The organism is Nonomuraea sp. NPDC005730, assembly GCF_040630865.1.
GTDB lineage: Bacteria > Actinomycetota > Actinomycetes > Streptosporangiales > Streptosporangiaceae > Nonomuraea.
Genome location: NZ_JBEXYK010000015.1, coordinates 143,628 through 164,221, shown reverse-complemented (window position 1 = coordinate 164,221; position 20,594 = coordinate 143,628). Strand labels below are relative to the sequence as shown.

General features: G+C 71.7%; 19 protein-coding genes and 1 pseudogene. 8 read left to right on the top strand and 12 right to left on the bottom strand.

Going from position 1 to position 20,594, the window contains the following annotated elements; translation table 11 throughout:
• The 4 genes and pseudogenes from ABZ444_RS20470 to ABZ444_RS20455 all read left to right on the top strand — a co-directional run.
• Window positions 1-413: pseudogene (locus ABZ444_RS20470) on the top strand (IS982 family transposase); the annotation flags it as partial.
• Between the two features lie 113 nt (window positions 414-526).
• Window positions 527-1,690 carry an amidohydrolase gene (locus ABZ444_RS20465; protein ID WP_357998966.1) on the top strand — a complete coding sequence of 388 codons (1,164 nt, stop codon included), beginning with the start codon at window positions 527-529 and terminating at the stop codon, window positions 1,688-1,690.
• A 27-nt stretch (window positions 1,691-1,717) separates the two neighbouring features.
• Window positions 1,718-4,240: a Tex family protein gene (locus tag ABZ444_RS20460; RefSeq protein WP_357998963.1), complete on the top strand. Its 2,523-nt coding sequence runs from the start codon at window positions 1,718-1,720 to the stop codon at window positions 4,238-4,240.
• Window positions 4,241-4,566: 326 nt separating this feature from the next.
• A complete protein-coding gene (locus ABZ444_RS20455; protein WP_357998960.1) occupies window positions 4,567-5,697 on the top strand; it encodes a hypothetical protein in 1,131 nt (376 codons plus the stop codon).
• A gap of 535 nt (window positions 5,698-6,232) precedes the next feature.
• Here ABZ444_RS20455 and ABZ444_RS20450 read toward each other — a convergent pair.
• The 8 genes from ABZ444_RS20450 to ABZ444_RS20415 all read right to left on the bottom strand — a co-directional run bounded on the left by ABZ444_RS20450 (window position 6,233) and on the right by ABZ444_RS20415 (window position 13,329).
• Window positions 6,233-7,126: a sigma-70 family RNA polymerase sigma factor gene (locus ABZ444_RS20450; protein ID WP_357998957.1), complete on the bottom strand. Its 894-nt coding sequence runs from the start codon at window positions 7,124-7,126 to the stop codon at window positions 6,233-6,235.
• 10 nt (window positions 7,127-7,136) lie between these two features.
• Window positions 7,137-7,523 (bottom strand): STAS domain-containing protein, encoded by a 387-nt coding sequence (locus ABZ444_RS20445; RefSeq protein ID WP_352327166.1) that lies wholly within the window; start codon window positions 7,521-7,523, stop codon window positions 7,137-7,139.
• Between the two features lie 52 nt (window positions 7,524-7,575).
• Window positions 7,576-8,553, bottom strand: a complete 978-nt coding sequence (locus ABZ444_RS20440; RefSeq protein WP_357998954.1) for a phosphotriesterase-related protein — start codon at window positions 8,551-8,553, stop codon at window positions 7,576-7,578.
• A 110-nt stretch (window positions 8,554-8,663) separates the two neighbouring features.
• The gene (locus ABZ444_RS20435) at window positions 8,664-10,061 is read right to left on the bottom strand and encodes a methionine--tRNA ligase (protein ID WP_357998951.1); all 1,398 of its coding nucleotides are present in this window, start codon (window positions 10,059-10,061) and stop codon (window positions 8,664-8,666) included.
• 134 nt (window positions 10,062-10,195) lie between these two features.
• On the bottom strand, window positions 10,196-10,699 hold the full coding sequence (locus ABZ444_RS20430) for a TrmH family RNA methyltransferase (RefSeq protein WP_357998948.1): 504 nt from the start codon (window positions 10,697-10,699) through the stop codon (window positions 10,196-10,198).
• 92 nt (window positions 10,700-10,791) lie between these two features.
• Window positions 10,792-12,039 (bottom strand): APC family permease, encoded by a 1,248-nt coding sequence (locus ABZ444_RS20425; RefSeq protein WP_357998945.1) that lies wholly within the window; start codon window positions 12,037-12,039, stop codon window positions 10,792-10,794.
• A gap of 103 nt (window positions 12,040-12,142) precedes the next feature.
• A complete protein-coding gene (locus tag ABZ444_RS20420) occupies window positions 12,143-12,601 on the bottom strand; it encodes a universal stress protein (protein ID WP_357998942.1) in 459 nt (152 codons plus the stop codon).
• A 110-nt stretch (window positions 12,602-12,711) separates the two neighbouring features.
• Window positions 12,712-13,329, bottom strand: coding sequence for a DUF998 domain-containing protein (locus ABZ444_RS20415; protein WP_357998939.1), 618 nt, complete (start codon window positions 13,327-13,329; stop codon window positions 12,712-12,714).
• A gap of 216 nt (window positions 13,330-13,545) precedes the next feature.
• Between ABZ444_RS20415 and ABZ444_RS20410 the strand changes: the two genes are divergently transcribed.
• Entirely contained in the window at window positions 13,546-13,896 is a 351-nt protein-coding gene (locus ABZ444_RS20410; RefSeq protein ID WP_357998936.1) for a MerR family transcriptional regulator, read from the top strand.
• Complete coding sequence (locus ABZ444_RS20405; RefSeq protein ID WP_357998933.1) at window positions 13,893-14,867, top strand: aldo/keto reductase; 975 nt, start codon at window positions 13,893-13,895, stop codon at window positions 14,865-14,867. Before ABZ444_RS20410 ends, ABZ444_RS20405 begins: the two co-directional genes overlap by 4 nt.
• Here the strand turns inward: ABZ444_RS20405 and ABZ444_RS20400 are convergent.
• Window positions 14,864-16,003: a low temperature requirement protein A gene (locus ABZ444_RS20400; RefSeq protein ID WP_357998930.1), complete on the bottom strand. Its 1,140-nt coding sequence runs from the start codon at window positions 16,001-16,003 to the stop codon at window positions 14,864-14,866. The genes ABZ444_RS20405 and ABZ444_RS20400 overlap by 4 nt on opposite strands.
• Window positions 16,004-16,013: 10 nt before the next feature.
• A complete protein-coding gene (locus ABZ444_RS20395) occupies window positions 16,014-16,946 on the bottom strand; it encodes an anti-sigma factor RsbA family regulatory protein (RefSeq protein WP_357998927.1) in 933 nt (310 codons plus the stop codon).
• A 179-nt stretch (window positions 16,947-17,125) separates the two neighbouring features.
• Between ABZ444_RS20395 and ABZ444_RS20390 the strand changes: the two genes are divergently transcribed.
• Window positions 17,126-17,680: a DUF1707 domain-containing protein gene (locus ABZ444_RS20390; RefSeq protein ID WP_357998924.1), complete on the top strand. Its 555-nt coding sequence runs from the start codon at window positions 17,126-17,128 to the stop codon at window positions 17,678-17,680.
• Here ABZ444_RS20390 and ABZ444_RS20385 read toward each other — a convergent pair.
• Together ABZ444_RS20385 and ABZ444_RS20380 are read right to left on the bottom strand one after the other, a co-directional pair.
• The gene (locus ABZ444_RS20385) at window positions 17,650-18,762 is read right to left on the bottom strand and encodes an aromatic ring-hydroxylating dioxygenase subunit alpha (protein WP_357998922.1); all 1,113 of its coding nucleotides are present in this window, start codon (window positions 18,760-18,762) and stop codon (window positions 17,650-17,652) included. The two genes, ABZ444_RS20390 and ABZ444_RS20385, sit on opposite strands and share 31 nt — an antisense overlap.
• Before the next feature lie 63 nt (window positions 18,763-18,825).
• Window positions 18,826-19,920: an NAD(P)/FAD-dependent oxidoreductase gene (locus ABZ444_RS20380; RefSeq protein WP_357998919.1), complete on the bottom strand. Its 1,095-nt coding sequence runs from the start codon at window positions 19,918-19,920 to the stop codon at window positions 18,826-18,828.
• A 50-nt stretch (window positions 19,921-19,970) separates the two neighbouring features.
• Here ABZ444_RS20380 and ABZ444_RS20375 point away from each other — a divergent pair, with 50 nt between their 5' ends.
• On the top strand, window positions 19,971-20,534 hold the full coding sequence (locus ABZ444_RS20375) for a TetR/AcrR family transcriptional regulator (protein WP_357998916.1): 564 nt from the start codon (window positions 19,971-19,973) through the stop codon (window positions 20,532-20,534).
• The last annotated feature ends 60 nt before the right edge of the window (window positions 20,535-20,594 follow it).

Sequence of the window (20,594 nt, the reverse complement as noted above, 5' to 3'; positions counted from 1 at the left end):
TCGCGCTGAGCGGGGCCAAGGCCGATGAGCGCGAGGTGCTGCTGGGCATGCTGGCCACCGCTCCCCGGGTACTGGCCGACCATCGGCATCCGACGCTGATCGCCGACCGGCAGTTCTACGGCCGCGCCTTCGAACGCGAGCTGGCCGAAGGCGGGGTGCGGCTGCTACGCCCGGCCCGGGCCGGTGAGGCCGAGCGGGCCGGCGCACAGCTGTTCAAGCCGTTACGCCAGACCATCGAGTCGATCAACCAGACCTTCAAAGGCCAGCTGGACCTGGAGCGACACGGCGGACGCACGCCGGCCGGAGTCATCGTCCGCATCTTCGTCAAGGTTCTGGCTTTGACCGCGGCCATCTGGCACAACGATCACACCGGACAGCCGATCAAGAGATCACTCACCCGCTACGACCACTGATCACCCCGACCCCTTGGACTCAACCATCTAGCCGCCTCCGCCGTCGCGGGCGGCTCACGACCCTCACGTCCGGGGCACGGAAATCGTCGGTGCCACCCTTTAGGGTGCTGGGCATGACCGACGTGCTGATCCGCGGCGGGCGGCCCTGGGGGCTCGCGTTCCCGGCCGACCTGCTCGTCCGCGACGGCCGCATCCACAGCGTGGGCCCGTCCCTCGACGCGCCCGGCGCCCTCGTCCTCGACGTCTCGGGTCAGCTCGTCCTGCCCGGTCTCGTCGACGCCCACTGCCACCTCGACAAGACGCTCTACGGCGGCCCCTGGGTCCCCCACTCCGCCGACGACTCGCTGGCCGGCCGCATCGCCAACGACCTGGGCCGCCGCGCCGAGCTGGGGGTGCCGAGCGCCGAGCGCGCCGGCGCGCTGCTGGCCCGGATGAGCGAGGCCGGCACCACGCACGTGCGCACCCACACCGACATCGACCCGTCCGTGGGCCTGCGGGGCGTGGAGGCCGTGCGCGAGGCCGCCGCCCGCTCCCCCGTCGACGTGCAGCAGGTCGCCTTCCCCCAACACGGCGTGCTCACCAACCCCGGCACCGCCGACCTGCTGGCCGAGGCGCTCAGAGGCGGCGTCGAGGCGATCGGCGGCCTCGACCCGGCCGGCGTCGACCGCGATCCCGTGCGCCACCTCGACCTGATCTTCGGCCTGGCCGACCGGTTCGGCGCGCGCATCGACATCCACCTCCACGACGGCGGCTCGCTGGGCGGCTGGGAGCTGGAGCTGATCACCGAGCGCACCAAGGCGCTGGGGCTCGGCGGCCGGGTGACGGTCAGCCACGCGTACGCGCTGGGCGAGCTCGGCGACGCCGCCCAGGATCGCCTGATCCAGGGCTTCGTCGACGCGGGCGTGGCCATCGCCACCGCCGCCGTCTACAGCTACCCGGTGCCGCCGGTCAAGAAGCTGCGCGCCGCGGGCGTCACCGTCGCCTGCGGCCACGACGGCGTCCGCGACCTGTGGGGCCCCTACGGCTCGGGCGACATGCTGGAGCGCGCGATGCACCTCGCCTACCGCAGCACGTTCCGCCGCGACGAGGACATCGAGCTCGCCCTGGAGGCCGCGACCGTGGGCGGCGCGCTGGCCCTCGGGCTGCCCGACTACGGCCTGGCTCCGGGCGACCGGGCCGACCTCGTCGTGGTGCCCGCGAGCGGCCCCGGAGAGGCCGTGGTCGTTCACCCTCGGCGCACTCTGGTCATGAAAGACGGCGTAGTCCTGCACAATTGACCGGCGGGACCATCGAAAGGCAGGCAAGTGCTCTCTATTCACCAGCGGATCGCGGCAGAGCTCGACGTGCGCGACGGGCAGGTGCAGGCGGCGGTCGATCTGCTCGACGGCGGCGCCACCGTGCCGTTCATCGCGCGCTACCGCAAGGAGGTCACCGGCGCCCTCGACGACGCGCAGCTCCGCACGCTCGAGGAACGGCTGCGCTACCTCCGCGAGCTCGACGAGCGCAGGGCGGCGATCCTGGAGTCGATCGAGTCTCAGGGCAAGCTCGACGACGAGCTGCGCGCGCAGATCATGGCGGCCGAGACCAAGGCCAGGCTCGAAGACATCTACCTGCCCTACAAGCCCAAGCGGCGCACCAAGGCGCAGATCGCCCGCGAGCTCGGCCTGGAGCCGCTGGCCGAGAAGCTGCTCGGCGACCCGACGCTCCACCCGGCCACGGTCGCCGCGGAGTTCGTCACCGAGGGCGTGGCCGACGCCGCCGCGGCCCTCGAAGGGGCCAGGGCGATCCTGATCGAGCGGTTCGCCGAAGACGCCGACCTCATCGGCGACCTGCGCGAGCGGCTGTGGAGCCGTGGCCGGCTCGTGTCGAAGGTGCGTGAGGGCAAGCAGGAGGCGGGGGCGAAGTTCTCCGACTACTTCGAGTTCACCGAGCCGTTCACCAAGCTGCCCTCCCACCGCATCCTGGCGATGTTCAGGGGCGAGAAGGAGGAGGTGCTCAACGTCACGCTGGAGCCCGACGAGACCGCCGACTACGAGCTGCGCATCGGCGCCCGGTTCGACATCTCCGACAAGGGGCGTCCGGCCGACACGTGGCTGACCGAGACCGTGCGCTGGGCCTGGCGCACCCGCATCCTCGTGCATCTCGGCATCGACCTGCGCATGCGCCTGTGGCAGGCCGCCGAGGACGAAGCGGTGCGCGTGTTCGCCGCCAACCTGCGCGACCTGCTGCTGGCCGCACCGGCCGGCACCCGCACGACCATGGGCCTCGACCCCGGCCTGCGCACCGGCGTGAAGGTGGCCGTGGTCGACGCCACGGGCAAGGTCGTCGAGACCGCCACCATCTACCCCCACGAGCCCAAGCGCCAGTGGGACCAGTCGCTGGCCGTGCTCGGCGCGCTGGCCCAGAAGCACGGCGTCGAGCTCATCGCCATCGGCAACGGCACCGCCTCGCGCGAGACCGACAAGCTGGCCGGCGACCTGGTCAAGCTCATGCCGTCGATCACCAAGATCGTGGTGTCGGAGGCGGGCGCCTCGGTCTACTCGGCCTCGGCGTACGCCTCCCAGGAGCTGCCCGAGCTCGACGTGTCGCTGCGCGGCGCGGTCTCCATCGCGCGCCGGCTGCAGGACCCGCTCGCCGAGCTGGTCAAGATCGACCCCAAGTCGATCGGCGTCGGCCAGTACCAGCACGACCTGGCCGAGTCCAAGCTCTCCCGCTCGCTCGACGCCGTCGTCGAAGACTGCGTCAACGCGGTCGGGGTCGACGTCAACACGGCGTCCGCGCCGCTGCTCACGCGGGTGTCGGGCATCGGCGCGACGCTGGCCGAGGGCATCGTCCGCCACCGCGACGCCAACGGGCCGTTCCGCACCCGTACGGCGCTGAAGGAGGTCTCGCGGCTCGGACCCAAGGCGTTCGAGCAGTGCGCCGGCTTCCTGCGCATCCCGGGCGGCGACGACCCGCTCGACGCCTCCAGCGTGCACCCGGAGGCCTACCCGGTGGTCCGGCGCATCCTGAGCTCGGTCCAGACCGACCTCAAGTCGCTGATCGGCAACACGTCGGCGCTGCACACGATCCGGGCACAGGACTTCACCGACGACACCTTCGGCCTGCCGACCGTCACCGACATCCTGCGCGAGCTGGAGAAGCCGGGGCGTGACCCGCGTCCGGCGTTCAAGACGGCGACCTTCAAGGAGGGCGTGGAGAAGATCTCCGACCTGGTGGCGGGGATGATCCTGGAGGGCGTGGTCACCAACGTGGCCGCCTTCGGCGCGTTCGTCGACATCGGCGTCCACCAGGACGGTCTGGTCCACGTGTCGGCCATGTCCCGCACCTTCGTCAAAGACCCGCGCGACGTGGTCAAGCCGGGCGACATCGTCCGCGTCAAGGTCCTTGAGGTGGACATCCCGCGCAAGCGCATCTCCCTGACCCTCCGCCTGGAGGACGACGTCACCCAGCCGTCCTCGGAGGGCCGCCCGCCCCGCAAGTCGGGCGCCCGTTCGGACGGCTCCCGCAACGAGCCCCGCCGCGACGGCTCCGCTCGTGACGGCAGCGCTCGTGACGGCTCCGCCACTCGTGGCGAGGGCGGCCGCGACGGTGGCTCTCGCGGTGACGGCCGCGACGGTGGCCGGGGTGACGGCGGTCGCGGTGGTGGCGGTCGTGACGGCGGTCGCGGTCAGGGTGGTCGTGGCGACGGCGGTCGTGGCCAGGGTCGCGGTGACGGTCAGCGCGACGGTCAGCGCGGCGGACAGCGCCGCCAGGACCGTCCGGCTCCCACGGGCGCGATGGCCGAAGCCCTCCGCAAGGCGGGCCTCGGCGGCGACAACCGCTGACCTCAACCCCTGACGGCGGGCCGGCATCCACAACCGGCCCGCCGTCAAGGCTGCCCCCTGCCTACCGATCAGACTGCCCGAGCCCACGGTTCAAGCCGGCCCGGCCACCGCCCATCAATCAGGCCGCCTCGGGCACCGGCCCATCGTTGAACCTGCCCGAGCGGCCGGCCCACCGATGAGGGCGCCTCTGAGGGTGTCCCCACCAGCCCACAGTTCAGGTCGGCTCAGCCACCACCCCACCGTTCAGGCCGGCCCAGCCATCAGCTGGGCGGGGGGTTCTAGGTGGGGGGCGATACGGTCGGAGGGTGAGGACAACTGTGTTTTCCATGGCTGTCGGCCAAGCCCGCGACCTGCTTCGCTGGCGCTCGCCGCTGCGGACCGAGCTCTGGGCGGCCCGGCTCTCCGCCGCTCTGGAGCCCGATGAGGTGAGGCCGTTCCTGCGCGAGCTGGCCGAGGACGGGAGCGCTGAGGCGCGTCTCACCCTCGCCGCCCTGGCCGCGGTCGACAGGACGGGATGGCCTGAGGCGGAATCCCTTCCGGACGCTGATCAGGAGTCGGCCGAGTCTGGTGACATGCCGGTCGGTCGGCGCGGGGCGGATGGAGGTCGGGAGGGTTCGGAGCCGGGCGCGGGATCCACGGCGGGAGCAGCGGCGGAATCCGCGGCGGTGTCGGAGGCAGGGCCGGCGGCGGGGGTGCTGCGGGTTCTGGGGGTGGAGGTTCCCGGGACGACGGAGGCCGATCTCGGGCTGCCCGGTTGGGTGCGCCGCATGGGTCAGGTGACCTGCGAAGGAGCCTGGTACGGCAAGGCCGACCCGTACGGCGAGCAGACCCTGGCCGTCCTGTCCTTCAGGTACGCGAACGGCAAGGAGCCGCACATCCTCGTCGCCGGCATCGACCAGCCCAACGGCGGCCTCGCGGTGGACGCCGTCGTCGAGGAGGTCAAGTTCCTCGACGACCTGGGCCTGAGCCCGGCCGAGCCGGGGGTGGTGGCCGGGCGGGTGCTGGACGCGTTCGAGCTGGGTGACCGGATCATGGGGGCTCAGGTGGCCGACACGCTGCCCGCCGTCCGTCCGCTGGCCATCGCGCGGGCCCTCGCCGTGCCCGGGCTCGTACGTCAGGCGCCCGACGGGACGATGGCCGACTTCCACGATCTGCCTGATGTGCCGGGGGCGCGGGAGGCGTTCGAGAAGTTGGCGGAGTTCGTGGGTGAGCGTCCGCTTTGGTGGAGTCCGGCGCGGGTGAGCCAGTTCCTGACGTCATGGTTGCCGAGGGAGGCCATCCTGTCGGACACGGCGGTGGCGGCGATGCCGGAGGTCGTCCGGGCGTGGAGCCGTTTCAACGGTGCCCATCCCGCCGTACTGCACCAGATCGACGTGGACGCCCCGCGCCTGCCCGCCCTGATGGCCGACGAGTCCTTGGCGGGGCTCGGCAAACGCATCGCCCGCCAGCGCCTGTGACCCGGCTCGTCCCCATGCCCCGGCCACGGCTCCTGACCGTGACGGGAAGCCCGTGGAGGGCAGCCGCCGTGAGCGGTGGACAGCCGGTCGGGCCTTGGAGAGGGGTGTGGGGGTGGTCGCCCGGGATGTGGGTGGATCGAGTCGGGGGTGGGGGCGGCTATGCTGCGCAGTGACGTTTAGCGGTGCCCCACTTGGGCGTTTCGAGGGAGACTTGCGCGATGTACAAGGAGTTCGCTGTCGAGGCCGTCATGTGGCTCGTCCCGGTTGCGGTGCTGATCGGGGTCGCGCTCCTCGTCACCGCCTGATCCGAAGACCCGAGGAGAACGGGGGCCGAGCACACGCTCGGCCCCCGTCCGCTGTCCGGGACCGACCGGGTGACCGCGCCACGACGTCCACCGTCCGGGGCGGCGGGTGAAAAGCGGGGTAAGGGGCGGGCCGGGAGGTCATGAGGCTCCGGTGACAGAGGTGCGGCGTTCGGTGGCCGAAAGGTCCTGAGGGCCAGGTGACAGGGGTGCGGCGGTCGGGGGCTAGGGAGTCATGAGGCCCAGGCCAGGAGGGGGCTGTACTGGCGGAGGCGTTTCAGTGCCTGCTTCTCCAACTGCCTGATGCGTTCCCTGGTGAGCCCGAGCCGGTCCGCGATCTCGCGGTAGCTCTCCGCCTTCTGCCCGGTGAGCCCGTACCGGAGTTTGATGACGAACGCCTCGCGCGGCGGCAGCGACGTGACCACGTCCCGGACGTCAGCGCTCATGGCACGGCGTTCGGCGACCTCCTGCACCCCCACCCCGTCCTCGTCGGCGATCATGTCGGCGATGCGGCTCTCGCCGGACTCGCCGACCGGGAGGTCCAGGCTGACCACCTCCTGGCCGAGCCTGCGTAACGCGGCGACCTGGCCGGCGGTGAGCGACGCCGAGGCGGCGAGCTCGCCGTCCGTCGGCTCGCGGCCCAGGTCGGCGGCGAGCTGCCGCTCGACCCTGAGCAGCCGCGACAGGTCCTCGGCCACGTGGATGGGCAGCCGTACGGTGTGGCTCTTGTCGTGGATGCCGCGTTCGATGGCCTGGCGGATCCACCACATCCCGTACGTCGAGAACTTGTACCCGCGGGTGTAGTCGAACTTCTCCACGGCCCTGATCAGCCCGAGGTTGCCCTCCTGGATGACGTCGAGCAGCGGCAGCCCGCGGAAGGCGTACCGCCTGGCGGCGGCGACGACCAGGCGGAGGTTGGACCTGATCAGCTTGTCCTTGGCCCGCCGCCCGTCGCGCACGACGGCTTCGAGCTCCGGTGTCGCGGCGCCGCGCTCGATCAGGTGGCCCGCGTAAAGTCCTGCCTCGATCCGCCGGGCGAGGTCGACTTCGTCCGCGGCGGAGAGCAGGGGGTTCTTTCCGATCTGCTCCAGGTACATGCCGAGCAGGTCGGGCTCTGCGGCCGACATGTACCGGCAACTACCCGGTAAACGGCGGCGAATTCCCGGCTTCGTTGAGTTCGGCGATGGCCAGCTCCGCTGTGCTGCGGATGTCGAAGAACTTGTCCAGCGCGGTGATCGCGAACAGGTGCTTGCACCGGCCGTTCAGACCGGACAGCAGCAGCTTGCCGCCGGAGGCGGTGACGGCCTTGTGCAGGTAGACCAGCACGGACAGGCCGGAGGAGTCGCAGACGCTGACGGCCTGCATGTCGATGACGAGGAGCGGCGGCTGGGTGAGGTCGAGCGCCTTGGTGACCCGGTCGCGCACCTCGGCCGCGGACCCGAAGTCGAAATCCCCGGTCAGCCGTGCGATGACGCAGGGGCCCTGGAGTCCGAGGCTGATCGACAAAGCCTGCTCCGAAGTCACCCAGCTCCACCTACCCGCGTTGTTTCCCACTTGTCGTCACTTCTCGACCACTTTACGAGAAGTAGCGTCTCGGGTTGAACACCAGCATCTGTTCGATCTGGTCATCGGTGACACCAGAGCCGAGCAGTGCGGCCAGAACGTCATCGTGAATGTGATCGTAGCGCCAGTTCGGCGCGAGCGTGGTTCTGGCTTCGTCCCATGCGCCGCCGAAGTAGTCCATGAAGCAGGCGGTGTCGTGGCTGAGGACCATGCGGTCGGCGTATCCGCGCCGGCACAGGGCCGCGATCGTGGCCACGCGCTGCTCGGTCGGGTTGTAGACGTCGAGACCGAACCGGTCCATGCCCAGCGTCGCGCCGGTGTCGGCCAGGCGCATCAGGTAGTCGAGGTCGTTGCTGTCGCCCGCGTGCCCGATGACCACTTTCTCCAGGTTCACCCCTTCCTTGGCGAACAGGTCCAGCGCGAGCAGCCCGCTCTGGGTGAAGGCGTTCGTGTGGACGGTGATCGGCGCCCCGGTCAGCACGTGGGCCCGCGCGACGGCCCGGCAGATGCGCTCGACGCCGGGTGTCAGCCCCTTGTGCTCCACCACGCACTTCAGCAACGCGGCCTTCACCCCGGTGTCGGCGATGCCCTCGGTGAGGTCGCGGACGAAGTCGTCGATCATCGGGTCGGGGACGTCGAGGAACAGGCCGGGGCCGCGGTGCTCGTACTGGTGGGGCAGTTCCTCGAAGGCGTACAGGCCGGTGGCGACGACGATGTTCAGGCCGGGCACCTCGGCGGCCACGCGCTGGATGCGCGGGATGTGACGGCCGAGGCCCCACACCGTCGGGTCGACGATCGTCCGCACGCCCTTGGCCGCCACCGCGCCGAGCTTGGCGATGGCGTCGGCGACCCGGAACTCCTCGTCCCACCAGGAGCCTTTGCCGTAGTTGTCCACGTGCTCGGCGGCCACGACGAACACGTGCTCGTGCATCAGCGTCTGGCCGAGCTGTTCGACGTCGATCGGGCCCCGGACGGTGTCGACGGTGGGCATGGGACCTCCATACCAACTGGTCAGTAGGTGCGCCCAAACGTAGGCCGCCCCTGCCGCACCGTCAACCGTCCAGGGCGAGTCCCGAGCGGCGCGTCGGTACATGTCGGGATTCACCGGGCCAGGCGCGGGAACAGGGGTTCCGGCCGCGGCAGCCGCTCCCCCGACACCGCCGCCGCCACCCGCGCCGCCGCCGTCGGCAGGAACGGATCGAGCTGGACGGCCAGCGTCCGGCACGCCCCCACCAGCACGCCCAGCGACACCTCCCGCTCGCCCGCGGCCTGCTGCCACGGACGGACGCGTTCGACGTACCTGTTCGCCTCCTCCACCAGCCGCCACACCGCTCCGGCGGCCCGGCGGAAGTCGAAGTCCCGCAGCGCGCCGTGCACGTCGCCCGGCCCGAACTCCTCGCGCACCTCCGGCACGCTGCCGTCCAGGAACCGGTGGACCATGGTGGCCACCCGGTTGACCAGGTTGCCCACGCCGTTGGCCAGGTCCTCGTCGGCCCTCGCGATCAGGCGTTCCCCGGTGAAGTCGGCGTCGCCCACGCGCGGCACCTCGCGCAGCAGCCACCACCGCACTGCGTCCACGCCGTACGCGTCCACCAGGGCCACCGGGTCGACGGCCGTGCCGGACGACTTGCTGATCTTGCGGCCGTTCACGGTGAGGTAGTCGTGCACGAAGATCTGCGACGGCAGCGGTTCGCCGGCGGCCAGCAACATCGCTGGCCAGTAGACGGCGTGGAAGCGGATCACCCCCTTCCCGACCAGGTGCACCTTGTCCGGCTCGGACACCCACCAGCGCTCGCGGTCCGCGCCCTCCAGGGCGGTGACGTAGTTGGCGAGGGCGTCCCACCACACGTACACGACCTGGGAGGGATCCCCCGGCACGGGGATGCCCCAGCCGCGGGCGCGCGCCGCCGACCGGGAGACGCTGATGTCGGCCAGCCCCGCCTCGACGAACGCCAGCACCTCGTTGCGCCGGGCGGCCGGCTCGATGCGCAGGCCGCCGCCGCGGATGAGGTCGATCAGGGCGTCCTGGTAGCGGGAGAGCCGGAAGAACCAGTTCCGCTCCGAGACCACCTGCAAGGGCCCCTCGTGCCCTTCCGGACAAGGTTCTTCGGGGTAGAACTGCTCGCAGCCGACGCAGTAGAGCCCTTCGTAGTGCCGCTGGTAGAGGTCGCGTTCGACGGCCTTCCAGATGCGTTCGACCCCGGCGCGGTGCGCGGGGTGGCTGCTCGTCCTGACGAACGCGTCGAAGGACAGGTCCAGCGGTTCGCGCAGCCCTTCGAACGCGGCCGCGTTGCGGTCCACGAACTCCCGGACCGGCAGTCCTTCGGCCTCGGCGGCCAGCACGTTCTTCAGCGAGTTGTCGTCGGTCCCGGTCTGGAACCGCACGGGTTCGCCGCGCCGCCGGTGGTGCCTGGCCAGCACGTCCGCCTGGACGAGCTCCAGCGCGTGCCCGAGGTGCGGGCGGGCGTTGACGTAGGGGATGGTCGTCGTGATGTACATCGGTCGCCTCCCGAAAGGGGCCCCGACACGACGAGAGGCCCCGGGTCGCAGGGCCTCAACAGGACGTCGTCGGTGAAACCCCTACGGGGTCATCATCACCGTGCTGATCGTCATGTTCGGCATCGTACCTGGCCTCAGGCCAGCCCGGCCAGCTTGTAGAGCACCAGTGACCCGGCCACCGCCACGTTGAGGCTGGCCCCGGTGCCGATCATCGGGATCTCGACCACGGCGTCGAGCAGGTCGAGCGCCTCGCCGGGGATGCCGGTGGCCTCGTGGCCGAGCACGACGACGGTCGGCTCGCGGGCCATGGGCAGGTCGGCCAGCCTGATGGCGTTCTCGGCCAGCTCGACGCCCAGCACGCGGTCGCGCCGGGAGGCCAGCCAGGGCAGTGGATCGACCCAGTGGACGCATGCTCCGGCCCGGAGGGTGTTCCCCCTGGCCAGCGCCTCGGGGACCCAGGGCAGGCGGGGCACGGCCAGGCACGCGCCGGCCGCGTCGCAGGTACGCAGCAGGGTGCCGAGGTTGACGCCGTGCATGGGCCACAGGGGGGCGACGGTGAGATGGCCGAGGCATCGGGGCCGCCTGCGCCGCCGCTGGGCCCGGAGCTCTCTGGGGGTGCGCACCCGGATGCCGCTCATGCGGCCGGGCGGAGGTTCCTGACGCGGACGTTCACGAGAAGGGCGCTTTCGTCGGCACGCCCGGGCCATCGTCGAGAGGAATCACGCCCAGTCTACGCCCGTGAGCCGCTCGCGCGGTGGCGTACGGCCCAGACGGCCAGCCCCACGGCGAAGACGGCCACCCCCGCGAGCATGGAAACGAGCGGCAGCGTGAACGCCAGCACCAGGCACAACACCAGCCCGAGCACCGGCACGGCCTTGACCGGCGCGCCCTCGGCCCGGGAGAGGGTCAGCGCGCAGGCGTTGGCGATCGCGTAGTAGACCAGCACGCCGAACGAGGAGAACCCGATCGCACCGCGCAGGTCGGCCACCAGCAGCAGCACGACCACCGCGGCCCCGACCGCCGCCTCGGCCCGGCGCGGGACGCGGCGCTCCGGGTCGACCGCGGCCAGCACGCCCGGCAGGTCACGCTCCCTGGCCATCGCGAGCACGGTACGGGAGACGCCGAGCAGCAGCGCGAGCAGCGCCCCGAGCGAGGCCACCGCCGCCCCCGCCCCCACGACCGGGACCAGCCACTCCGCCCCCGCCCGGCGCACGACGTCGGTCAGCGGCGCCGCGGACCCGGCCAGCGCGGACGCCCCGAGCGTGCGCAGCGCGGCCACCGCCACCAGCGTGTAGACGACGAGCGTGACGCCGAGGGCGATGCCGATCGCCCGCGGGATGGCACGGGCCGGATCGCGCACCTCCTCCCCCAGCGTGGCGATCCTGGCGTAGCCGGCGAACGCGAAGAACAGCAGCCCGGCACCCTGGAGCACGCCCCACGGGCCGGCCCCGGACAGCCACGCACCCGGCATTCCCGGCGGCCGCTCCCCCGCCAGCCCGGCGACGATCACCGCGGCCAGCACGGCGAGCACGAGCACGACGATCACCCGGGCGACCGCGGCCGAACGCTGGACGCCGAACAGGTTGAGCAGGGTGAGCGCGACGACCGCCGCGACGGCCAGCGGCCGGGCCGCGCCAGGGGCGACGTACGAGCCGAAGGTGAGGGCCATCGCGGCGCACGAGGCCGTCTTGCCGACGGTGAAGCCCCAGCCCGCCAGGTAGCCCCACAGCGGGCCGAGCCGCCGCCTGCCGTAGACGTAGGTGCCGCCGGACTCGGGGTGGAGGGCGGCCAGGCGGGCCGAGGAGGTGGCGTTGCAGTAGGCCACGACGGCGGCGAGCGCGAGGGCGACGAGCAGTGAGCCGCCCGCCGCGGCGGCGGCCGGGGCGAAGGCGGCGAACACGCCCGCGCCGATCATCGCGCTCAACCCGACGACGACCGCGTCGCCGGTGCCCAGCCGCCGCGCCAGGCCCTCGGCCATGCCGCCCCCTCCCCCGGCCCGCACCCTTGATCGGGTCACCGGTCAGGAGATCCCGCGGCCCCCACTCTGCCGCACGCCACCGACATCCTCGCCGCCGGGTCGGTCAGGAGGTCGCCTCGGGCCCCGGGACCACCAGCACGGGCCGCCGGGCGTGGTGCAGGACGCGGTCCGAGGTGCTGCCGAGCAGCAGCGATCGCACGCCGCCCAGTCCCCGCGTCCCGGTGACGATGAGGGTGGCGTCGATCTCGTCGGCCACGTCCACGATGGTCGACCACACCGCCACCGAGTCCAGGTCGCACCGCGGCGTCGCGTCGAGGCCGGCCTCGCGGGCCAGTTCGGCGCCGTGACCGGCCAGCTCCGTCATCGCCTGGCCGATCGCCTCGTCCTCGGCCGCGGTGTTGTCGAGGGTCATCATGAGCCCGGCCGAGGCGCGGGCCGAGGTCATCGCCAGCCGCTCCCACACGGTCAGCACGACGGCGGACCTGTCCTGCACCGCCCGCCCGGCGTACGCGATGGCGGCCTTGGCGTCGTCCGAACCGTCATAGGCGATCAAAATGGTCATCTTCACAGCTCCTTGGGCGAGGTCAGAGCCTTACCTCTTTCCAGGAGCAGGCCGTTCTCACGCGAAAAGGGGCGGGAAGATCATCCCGCCCCTCGCGAACCGGCCGGGCGTCACGCCAGCACGGCCGGCACCCGCCGCGCCGCCGGCCTGAGCATCGACAGGCCCGCCAGCGCCAGCACCCCGATCTCGGTCACGACCACGACCCGCTGGGTCAGGCCCGCCGGGATGTCGTCGTTGCTCAGGGGGATGCCGAACATGCGCACCACGTACGGGACCACGACCATCAACAGCGCCCCGAGGGCCACGCCGCTCAGCACGCGCATCGTCCTGGCGTACCGGATCCTGGCCTTGGCCAGCAGGAATCCCGCGGCGGGCATCACCAGGAAGGCGGCGAAGGCGGCGTAGCGGTGGATGCCGCCGGACAACGAGAGCGGCACCCCGGGACGGTCGGTCGGGAACGCCCCGATCAGGAACATGCTCGCCCCCCACGCCACCAGCAGCGCGACGACCCAGCGGTTGGCGCCCGAGCGGCGCAGCGCCTCGGCGATCAGCCCGGACCCCACGGCGAACAGCGTCAGCGAGGCCGGCAGCAGCCATCCGGACGCCTGGAAGGCGTACTCGCTGATCACGCTGTGCAACGGGTCGAGACCCGATTCGGCGTGCAAGGTGAGCATCGCGCCGGCTCCGGTGCCGATGGCCGTGAACCCGCTGACAAGCAATCCCTTCATGCCTTAAAGCTCGCGTAAGGCCGCCTTGACCGACATCGGAGATGAGCCCCCAGCGTGCCCTGATCCGTCCCCTAATACCTTGGTCGGGAGGGTCCGGGGCCGGGCCTGTGACCTGCGGGAAGATGACCCTGAGTAGAGCCTGCCCCCTCAGGGTGGCTGCAGTGGGCGGCACCCCCGATTTGACTTTGAGTGCACTCGAAGGGTGACCCTGGATACATGACGATCCAAGAGGCCGCCCAGCGTTCGGGTCTCAGCGCCCACACCTTGCGCTACTACGAGCGCATCGGGCTCATCCACTCGGTCGGTCGCAACCTCAGCGGGCATCGGGACTACGCGGAGAAGGATCTCCAGTGGCTGGACTTCCTCACCAAGCTGCGGACCACCGGCATGCCCATCGCCGACATGTGCCGCTACGCGGAGCTGCGCCGGATGGGCGAGCACACCTCCGCCGAGCGCCTGACCATGCTGGAGCTGCACCGCGAGCGCGTCCGGGCCAGGATCGCCGAATTGAGCGCGGACATGAACGTCCTCGACCACAAGATCGACACCTACCGGGAGCGGATATGAAGACACGTGTTCTCGGGACCGGCGGCCCGCGGGTGTCGGCCCTCGGCCTCGGTTGCATGGGCATGTCGGAGTTCTACGGCCAAGGCGACGAGAAGGAGTCGATTGCCGTCATCCACCGCGCCCTCGACCTTGGCATGAATTTTCTGGACACAGCCGACATGTACGGACGCGGCCACAACGAGGAGCTGGTCGGCCGGGCCGTCAAGGACCGCCGCGACGAGGTCGTCCTGGCGACCAAGTTCGGCATCAACCGCCACGACGGCACCCGCACGGTCGAGAACAGCCCCGAGTACATCAGGACGGCCTGCGACGCCTCGCTCCGGCGGCTCGGCGTCGACCACATCGACGTCTACTACATGCACCGCCGTAACCCCGGCGTGCCGATCGAGGAGTCGGTCGGCGCCATGGCCGAGCTGGTCCAGCAGGGCAAGGTGGGCCATCTCGGGCTGTCGGAGGTGAGCGCGGACACGTTGCGCAGGGCCGCCGCCGTGCACCCGATCGCCGCGCTGCAGAGCGAGTACTCGCTGTTCACACGGGGTCTGGAGGCCGAGATCCGGCCCGCGGCCAGGGAGCTGGGCACCGCGCTGGTGGCGTACTCGCCGATCAGCCGCGGCCTGCTCGGCGGCGCGCTGCCGAGCGCCGACCAGCTCCCCGACGACGACTTCCGCAGGCACCTGCCCCGCATGTCCGGCGAGCACGCCGAGCACAACGCCCGCCTGGTCGAGCGGGTGCGCGAGATCGCCGCGGCGGCCGGGATCACCCCCGCCCAGCTCTCGCTGGCCTGGCTGCTGGCCCAGGGCGACGACGTGGTGCCGATCCCCGGCACGAAACGCCTGACGTACCTGGAGGAGAACGCCGCCGCGGCCGACGTCACGCTGACCGCCGACCAGCTCGACGCCCTGGCCAGGGCCGTGCCCGCGGACGCCGTCCGGGGCGCCCGCTACCCGAACATGTCGGAGGTCGAGCGCTAGGCCGCGCGCCTGGTCGCGCCGGTCACGACCACCAGCGCGACCAGGATGCCCGCCGTCAGCGGGATCGGCGCCGGCGTCAGCGCCGACAGCAGCACGAGCACGGCCGCGCCCAGGAAGGCCGCGCTGTCGGCGGGACCGTAGCGGTGGGGCCGCACGTGCAGCAGCCAGACCATCGACAGGAACAGCGCGACGGGCACCGACACGGCCAGCGCCGCGCCCGTGGCGGACAGGTGGGACGTGCCCGACGCGTGGTCGATGCTCACCTCGACCCCGGCGCTGAACGCCCCGACCGCCGCGAAGATCGCGTAGTGGCCGTACCCCCAGAGGAGGGCGTGCCTGGTGGAGTCGAGGATCTCGGCGGTCGGCGGGTCGAAGTAGAGCCACCACATGGCGAAGGCGATCACCAGCGCGCCCAGGGCCAGCACGATCAGCTCGGGCCGCAGGCCGGCGGCACTCGCCTCGGCCTGGAACGCGACCGTGGCGGCCAGCACGTTCTCACCCATCATGATGATCGTGAACAGGCCGTACCGCTCGGCGATGTGGTGCGGGTGCCAGGCGGTCGGGCTGCCCCGCTCGGCCCACACGGGCACCGCGAGCTCCAGCACCACGCCGAGCGCGAACGCCGCCAGATACCACTCCCCCGGCACGACGAGCAGCGGGATCCAGCCGACCTGCGCGACGCAGATGCCGACGGCGTACCGCACGGCCGTCCGCCGGCCCGGACGGTCGCCGCAGGCCGCCCGGAGCCAGTGGGCGGCCATGGCCAGGCGCATGATGACGTATCCGGCGTAGACCACGCGGAAGTCGTGCTCCTGGAACGCCCTGGGCACCCCGGCGGCCAGGACCAGCACGCCCGACATCTGGACGAGCGTGATCAGCCGGAACAGCCAGTCGTCGTTGTCGTAGGCGGAGGCGAACCAGGTGTAGTTCATCCATGCCCACCAGATGGCGAAGAACGTCGTCAGGTAGCCGAGGACGCCCTCGGCCAGGTGCCCTTCGCTGAGCGCGTGGTGGAGCTGGGAGCCGGCGAACGAGACCGCGACGACGAAGCACAGGTCGAAGAAGAGTTCGAGGTTGGTGGCGACGCGGTGGGACTCGCCCGCGTCGCGCGCCCGCATGGGCCGCAGCCGGATCATCCTCCGATGTCTACACCAGAGGGACCGGCAGGTCGAAGTAGGCGCGGACCGCGGTCGCGCCGGGGCGGCTGTGGACGCGTACGAGGTCGGCGAGCAGGTTGACGATGAGCAGGCCGCGCGAGCCGGAGCGGCGTGCCTCGACGGGCAGGCGCCCGGCCAGCGGATCGGTGATGTGACCGCCGTCGGCGACCTCGCAGACCAGCCGCGCGTCCTCGATCCAGACCCTGATCAGGCCGGCGCCGCCGCCGTAGTCGAGGCTGTTGGCGCCGAGCTCGGCCACCACGAGCCGGATGTCGTCGAGCCGGTCGTCCCCGAAGCCCGCCGCCTCGGCCTGGCCGGCCGCCAGGGTGCGGGCCGAGGCCAGGTTGGTGTGGTCGAAGCGCAGCGAGACGCACGCGGCCGGCTCGGCGAGCGGCTGGTTGTGCCGCGCGACGACCTCGTCCGGCGCGTAGCGGGGGCTGGCCCGCTCGCCGGAGGCGTCGAGCAGCACCGGGTGGGTGAGCTCGGCCTCGCGCAGCACCTCGGGCGTCAGCCCCTCCAGGTCGTACGGGCACAGGATCGTGACGCGCCGCCCCGTGAACGACAGGTTGATCAGCGCCTCGTGCTGGGCGCAGGCCGGGTATTCGGTCGCCGAGCGGCCGGGCCAGATCGGCTCGCCGATGATCCGTACGTGCTCGCCGGGATGCCGGTCGGCGACGGCCCGCAGCACGGCCGGGATGATCCGCCCCGGATTACGGCCCGCCACGCCCATGTCGAGCAGGGTCACCCGGGCCGCGTCGGCGCCCAGCCCCGCCTCGATCTTGGCCAGGTTCGCGGCGGGCACGGCCACCGCCACGGGCTCCCCCGCGGCCAGCCCCTCGCGCACGAAATCCGTGGTGGCAGCCACATACTCCGGGTCACCTCGGTAGAAGAGGGCCGGATGCACGAAAGGGTCCGCCGACATCAGGCACACGGTACCTCCGCATGAGGACTCTTAGACAATCAAATGGGTATTTACAGGGCGTGAAGCGACTTCAGCTCGTGCGCAGGCCCCCGCGGGGGCGCCGGTACTCCCACCTCGATCTGCGGACCCCTTCGGGGCGACGCCTCCCGTTCTGATCGCCGCGAACCTATGCTCAGGACATGTCGGAAATGCACATGCGGGTCTCCGACGAGGATCGGGAGCGCGCGGCGGAGCGGCTCCAGCACGCCTTCGTCGAGGGCCGCCTGACGCGTCCCGAGCTGGAGGACCGGCTCGGGCTGGCGCTCACCGCCAGGACCTACGGCGACCTGCTCGGCCTGATCACCGATCTGCCCGCCCCGGCGCCCCCGCCCGACGACGTGGTCGAGCTGGAGTCCAAGAGCGGGCACGTGCGCCGTTCAGGTGACTGGGCCGTCCCGCGGCGGCTGCGGATCTCCTCCCAGTACGGCGGCGTCGACCTCGACCTGTCCCAGGCCGTCATCCCCCACCCCGTCGTCGACCTCGAACTCGACCTCACGTACGGCTCCGCCAGGATCACCGTGCCCGAGGGCGCCGTCGTGAACGTGGACGCCTTCCGGACCGACTGGGGCCAGACCGTCGTCGGCGACGTCCCGGGCAGGCGGCGGCCCGGCGTCCTCTACCTGGTGATCGGCGGGCGGGCCAATTACGGCGGCCTGCGGGTGCGCTATCCGCGCAAACGCTGGTTCACCCACTGATGGAAGGCCGAGATGTGGTGCTCGCTCGGCACCAGCACGCCGCCCTCCCGGTAGGCGCGTGACCCCATGCCGAGCTGGGTCCGCTCGCAGGCGTCGAAGTCCTGCTCGTTGACCCGGTGGAACAGCTCGACCGACGGCGTCAGGTCGGCCCCCGTGGCCACCACGTCGGGGTGGTAGAGCCAGTCGCACTCGACGACCGTGCGGTCGGCGGCCATGGGGAACATCCGGTGCAGGATCACGTGGTCGGGCACCAGGTTGACGAACACCTGCGGCTTGACGGTGATCGCGTAGTAGCGGCGGTCCTGCTCCGGGGTCACGTCGGGGAGCCGGCCGAAGCCCGCGCCGCCGTCCACGGTGAAGCCCTCGGCGCGCTCGGCGAACTCCGCGCCGTGGCCCACGTAGTACTGGGCGGCGTACCCGCCGGCGAACTCGGGCAGCACGGCCACCAGCTCGGGGTGGATCGTGGCGCAGTGGTAGCACTCCATGAAGTTCTCGACGACCAGCTTCCAGTTGGCCTTGACGTCGTAGACCACGCGGCGGCCCAGGGCCAGCCGGTCGACGTGGTAGTTCTCGATGGCGGCGGGGTCGCCCAGGCGCTCGGTGGCCGCGTGGGTGACGGTGTCCTCGAACGAGGGCGGCTCGTCGGCCAGGCAGACCCAGGCGTAGCCGAGCCATTCGCGCAGGCTGACCGGGACCAGGCCGTACTCGACGCGGTCGACGTCGGGCATCTTCGCCAGGTTGGGGGCGGCGGTCAGCCTGCCGTCCAGGTCGTAGGACCAGGCGTGGTAGGCGCACCTGATCGTCCTTCTGACCTCGCCCCGTTCCTCCACGCACAGCCGCGCGCCGCGGTGGCGGCAGACGTTGAGGAAGGCGCGCAGCAGCCCGTCGCGCCCGCGGACCACGATCACGCTCTCCGTGCCCACCTGGACGGTCCGGAACGCGCCTGGTTTCGGCAGGTCACCGGCGCGCACGGCGCAGAACCACATGCTCTCGAAGATCTTGGCCTGTTCCTCGGCGAACAGGTCGGGGTCGGTGTAGGAGCGGCCGGGAAGCGTGGAGATCAAGCTCGACGTGGTGGTCAACCGACACCCCTTGTTGCGTATTACGCACCGAGTTGCTCTATATGCGACATCGTCCGGCGGCCTTCACGAGGCTGTCAAGAGGTAGGTGCTGAACCTGCGCAGCGACGCCGTGTGCATCCTGGTCGCCATCCAGTCGGGTACCAGGCCCGCGAACGAGCGCTGCCTGTTGGTCACCTCCGTACCGGCGATCATGGCGGGACGCCGCGCGATCCGCGCCCTGGCCCGCTCGTACGCGCGCAGGTCACCACCGGCTGAGCAGGTCAGCAGCCAGGCGTCCTCCAGGGCCTGGTTGGCGCCCTGCGCCATGGTGGGCGGCATGGTGTGGGCCGCGTCCCCGGCCAGCGTGGTCGGGCCCCTGCCCCAGACCCGGGGGATCACCTGCCGGTGGTGCGGGAAGAAGCCGATGTCCTCCATCGTCTCCAGCACGGTGGGCACCGGGTCGGCCCAGCCGCCGAACCGCTCGCGCAGCCGCGGCACGACGTCGGGGTCGTCCTGCCAGAATGGCCCGCCGGGTGACGCCTGGACGTCGAACCACCACAACAGCCGGCCCGCGCCCGCCGGGATCAGCCCGCACAGCTCCCGCCGTCCGGCGATCATCACGGCCCGGCGGGAGTGCGTCAGCGAGGTCGGCGCGGTGGTGAAGCCCTGCCAGGTGACCCAGCCGCTCAACGCGGCCGGATCCGCGCCCCACAGGGCGCGGCGCACCGCCGACCTGCGACCGTCGGCCCCCACCAGCACGTCGCCGCGCACGGTGCGGCCGCCGGCCAGCCGCGCCCGCGCCCGTTCCGGCTCGACATGCTCGACGCCCGCGCCGTAGACGACGGGCAGGCCCGCCGACAGCGCCTCGACCAGCTCGCGCCGGGCCACATGCACGCACGGATGCCCGTAGCGCCGCTCGGCCGCGGTGAGATCGACGGTGACCAGCCGGCGGCCGTCGTCGGCCCACGACTCCATGGTCTCCAGCCGCCATCCGAGGCCGGCGTACCCGACGCCCAGCTCGTCGAGGATGGCCGTGCTGCCGGGCCAGAGGGTCACCGATCCGCCCGCCGTGCGCAGCTCGGGCGCCTGCTCGTACACCTCGACGTCGTGACCGGCGTTCAGCAACCCGCGCGCCGCCGCGAGCCCCGCCAGCCCGGCCCCCGCCACGATTACCCTCATAGAAGCCCCACTTTGAGAGACTGGCAGTATCAGATACTAGGAGTATCACAATGTCCGCGCGCGGCCGCAAGCCCGATCCCACGGTCGACCACCGCATCAGGCAGGCCGCCACCGAGCTGCTGCTCTCCCACGGCCTCGACTTCACCATGGACGACGTCGCCAGAGCGGCAGGCGTGGGCAGGGCGAGCGTGTTCCGGCGCTACGCCACCAAACGCGACATACTGCTCGAATCACTCGGCGGCCTCATGGACACGCACGTCGCCGTCCCCGACACCGGCTCGCTCCGCGGCGACCTGCGCGTGGTGGTCTCCGACACCCTCGCCCTGTGGCAGCACCCCGGCGTCGCCCGCCTGACCAGGCAGATGTACGGCGAGACCGGCCGCGACCCCGCCGTGGCCGAGATCATCCGCACCGGCATGCGCACCCGGATGCGGCGCTCGCAGGTCGTCTACGAGCGCGCGATCGACCGCGGCGAGCTGTCCCCGGACGCCGACCTGGACCTTCTCACGGACCTGTTCGCCGGCCTGGTGACCTACCGCGGGCTGCTCGACCTGCCCATGCCCGACGCCGAGCAGGTCGTTCACGTGCTGTTGCGCGGCTTTACGCCCACCTGACGGCCGAAATGTTAGCGGCGTGCAAGCGGGGATCAACCAGAGATCGCTAATGTCCTCCTC